The organism is Dietzia sp. HMSC21D01 (assembly GCF_001815995.1).
GTDB classification, from domain to species: domain Bacteria; phylum Actinomycetota; class Actinomycetes; order Mycobacteriales; family Mycobacteriaceae; genus Dietzia; species Dietzia cinnamea.
Genome location: NZ_KV824041.1, coordinates 1 through 3,543, shown reverse-complemented (window position 1 = coordinate 3,543; position 3,543 = coordinate 1). Strand labels below are relative to the sequence as shown.

The 3,543-nt window shown below is 70.4% G+C and carries 3 protein-coding genes; all 3 read left to right on the top strand.

Going from position 1 to position 3,543, the window contains the following annotated elements; genetic code table 11:
• Positions 1-1,963: translation initiation factor IF-2 (infB, locus tag HMPREF3086_RS13810; RefSeq protein ID WP_168169100.1), on the top strand; the 1,963-nt coding region annotated here is incomplete at its 5' end.
• A 111-nt stretch (positions 1,964-2,074) separates the two neighbouring features.
• A complete protein-coding gene (gene rbfA / locus HMPREF3086_RS13805; RefSeq protein WP_007632708.1) occupies positions 2,075-2,533 on the top strand; it encodes a 30S ribosome-binding factor RbfA in 459 nt (152 codons plus the stop codon).
• A complete protein-coding gene (locus tag HMPREF3086_RS13800; RefSeq protein ID WP_061227735.1) occupies positions 2,530-3,507 on the top strand; it encodes a DHH family phosphoesterase in 978 nt (325 codons plus the stop codon). Before rbfA ends, HMPREF3086_RS13800 begins: the two co-directional genes overlap by 4 nt.
• Positions 3,508-3,543: the final 36 nt, after the last annotated feature.

The window sequence follows — 3,543 nt, the reverse complement described above, 5'->3', positions numbered from 1 at the left end:
TGGCTTCCGCGGTCGGCCCGGTGGCGGCGGTCGCGGTCGCGGCGGTGCCGCGGGCGCGTTCGGACGTCCCGGCGGTGCCCCGCGCAGGGGTCGCAAGTCGAAGCGGCAGAAGCGTCAGGAATACGATTCGATGCGGGCACCGGAGGTCGGCGGCGTCCGGCTCCCCGACGGTCGTGGGCAGGTCCTGCGGCTGGCTCAGGGCGCCTCGCTGAGCGACTTCGCGGACAAGATCGACGTCAACCCGTCGCAGCTGGTCCAGGCGCTGTTCAACCTGGGCGAGATGGTCACCGCCACGCAGTCGGTCACTCCGGAGACCCTCCAGCTCCTCGGTGAGGAGATGGGGTACAAGGTCCAGATCGTCAGCCCCGAGGACGAGGACCGCGAGCTGCTCGAGTCCTTCGACCTGTCCTTCGGCGAGGACGAGGGCGGCGAAGAGGATCTCGAGCGTCGTCCCGCGGTCGTCACCGTCATGGGTCACGTCGACCACGGCAAGACCCGGCTGCTCGACAGCATCCGGTCCGCCAAGGTCGGCGAGGGTGAGGCCGGCGGCATCACCCAGCACATCGGTGCGTACCAGGTCACCGTGCCGGTCGACGACGTCGAGCGCACGATCACCTTCATCGACACCCCGGGTCACGAGGCGTTCACCGCCATGCGTGCCCGCGGCGCCAAGTCGACCGACATCGCGATCATCGTGGTGGCGGCGGACGACGGCGTGATGCCGCAGACGGTCGAGGCGATCAACCACGCGCAGGCGGCCGACGTGCCGATCGTCGTGGCGGTCAACAAGATCGACAAGGAGGGCGCGCAGCCCGACAAGATCCGTGGCCAGATGACGGAGTACGGCCTCGTGCCGGAGGAGTACGGCGGCGACACCATGTTCGTCGACATCTCCGCCAAGCAGAACCTGAACATCGATTCGCTGCTCGAGGCCGTCGTCCTCACCGCGGATGCGGCTCTGGACCTGCGGGCCAACCCGGACATGGACGCCCAGGGCGTCGCGATCGAGGCGCACCTCGACCGCGGTCGTGGCCCCGTGGCCACCGTGCTCATCCAGCGCGGCACGCTGCGGGTCGGCGACTCGATCGTCGCCGGCGACGCATACGGTCGTGTGCGCCGCATGGTCGACGAGCACGGCCAGGACGTCGAGGAGGCGACCCCGTCGCGTCCGGTCCAGGTCATCGGTCTGACCAGCGTGTGTGGCGCCGGCGACACCCTGATGGTGGTCGACGAGGACCGCACGGCCAGGCAGATCGCCGATCGACGCAATGCGCGTAAGCGCAACGCGATGGCCGCGCGCAGCCGTCGCCGGATCAGCCTCGAGGACCTGGATTCGCACCTCAAGGAGACGAGCCAGCTCAACCTCATCATCAAGGGCGACAACTCCGGTACGGTCGAGGCCCTCGAAGAGGCCCTCATGGGTATCGAGATCGACGACGAGGTGCAGCTGCGCGTCATCGACCGCGGTGTCGGCGCCGTCACCGAGACGAACGTCAACCTGGCGGCGGCGTCCGACGCGGTGATCATCGGGTTCAACGTCCGCGCGGAGGGTAAGGCCACCGAGATGGCCAACCGCGAGGGCGTCGACATCCGGTACTACTCGATCATCTACCAGGCGATCGACGAGATCGAGAGCGCGCTCAAGGGCATGCTCAAGCCGATCTACGAGGAGAAGCAGCTCGGTCAGGCGGAGATCCGCCAGATCTTCCGCTCCTCCAAGGTGGGCAACATCGCCGGTTGTATGGTGCTCGACGGCATCATGCGGCGTAACGCCAAGGCGCGGCTCATCCGCGACGGCAACGTGGTCGTGGAGGAGATGACCGTCTCCTCGCTGCGCCGCGAGAAGGACGACGTGACCGAGGTCCGCGAGGGCTTCGAGTGCGGTCTGACGGTGACGTACTCCGACATCAAGATCGGCGACGTGATCGAGACGTACGAGCTCGTCGAGAAGCCGCGCGACTGACGTCGCAGAGCACACCGTGGGGGCGGGTTCCGTATCGTACGGACCTGCCCCCGCGGTGCGCTCGTCAACACGTGACCGCCCAGCGGTCGCACCATGTCAAGGAGGATCGCCATGACCGGCAAGGGACGCGCGGGACGGCTCGGCAAGCGGATCGGCGAGATCGTCGCGACGGCCATCGAGCACGAGATCAAGGATCCGCGTCTCGAGTACGTCACCATCACCGACTCGCGCATCACCGCGGACCTGCGGGTCGCCACCCTGTACTACACGGTTCGGGGCGAGACCCTCGACGAGGAGCCGGACCTCGAGGCCGCGGAGGCGGCGTTGACCGCCGCGCGGGGGCGTCTGCGCACGATGGTCGGCAGGCAGACCGGGGTCAAGTTCACCCCGGAGCTCACGTTCGTGCTCGACTCCGTGCCCGACGCCGCGCGGCACATGGAGGAACTCCTCGCCAGGGCGCGGGCCAGCGACGAGCAGGTCCGTCGTGCGGCCGAGAACGCGCGTCCGGCCGGTGACGAGGACCCCTATCGGAAGCCGGAGGAGGACCGACCGGAGGACGACGACCGGTGACCACGGCGGTGGACGCCGCGGGGGCGGCGGACGTGTTGGGGCGGCACCGCGAGGTGACCGTGCTCTGTCACGTCCGCCCGGACGCCGACGCCCTGGGCAGCTCCTGCGGTCTGGCCCGGGCGCTGCGCGCGGTCGGCGTGACCGTCCACCATTCGTTCGACCCCGGCGTGGTCCCGGACGCGCTGCGCGCCATCCCGGGCACCGACCGGGTGATCCCGCTGTCCCGGGTGCCCGCCCACGGCGGCCTCGTGGTGACCCTGGACTGTGCGAGCCCCGACCGGGCCGGGGCCTGGGAACGGCTGGCGGAGAGCGCCTCCGAGGTGCTGGTGGTCGACCACCACGGATCGAACCCGGGTTTCGGATCGCACATGTATCTCGACCCGACCGCCGCGTCGACCGCCTCGCTCGTGTTGGAGGTGCTCGACGCCGGCGGCTACGTCGTCGACGCCGACATCGCCACCAGTCTCTACGCCGGTCTCGTCACCGACACCGGGTCCTTCCGGTGGGGCGGGTCGGACGCGCACGAGACCGCCCGCCGCCTGCTCGAGGCCGGGGCGGAGTCGGAGGAGCTCGCGTACGACCTGCTCGACGCCCGTTCCTTCACGTGGCTGCGGGTCCTGGGTGAGCTGCTCGCCACCGTCCGTCTGGACGTCGACGCCGTGGGGGGACGGGGCGCGGTCTGGCTCGCGGTCCCGTACGAGGTGATCGCCGGGGCGGACGACGACGACGTCGAGTCGCTCGTGTCCCATCTGCGGGGCGTCCGCGAGGCACGGGTGGCGGTCCTGCTCAAGGAGTACCGGCCGGGGGAGTGGGCCGTCTCGCTGCGCTCCCGGGGTGACGCGGACCGCGAGGCGATCGACGTCTCGGTCGTGGCCGGGGCTCTGGGCGGCGGCGGACACCCGTCTGCGGCCGGCTGCACCGTCCGCGGTGACCTCGACGCCGTGAGTGCGAGGCTCCGTGAACTCCTCGGCTGACCCCGCGCCCACCGCGCCGCGGTCGGCGCCGCGGCC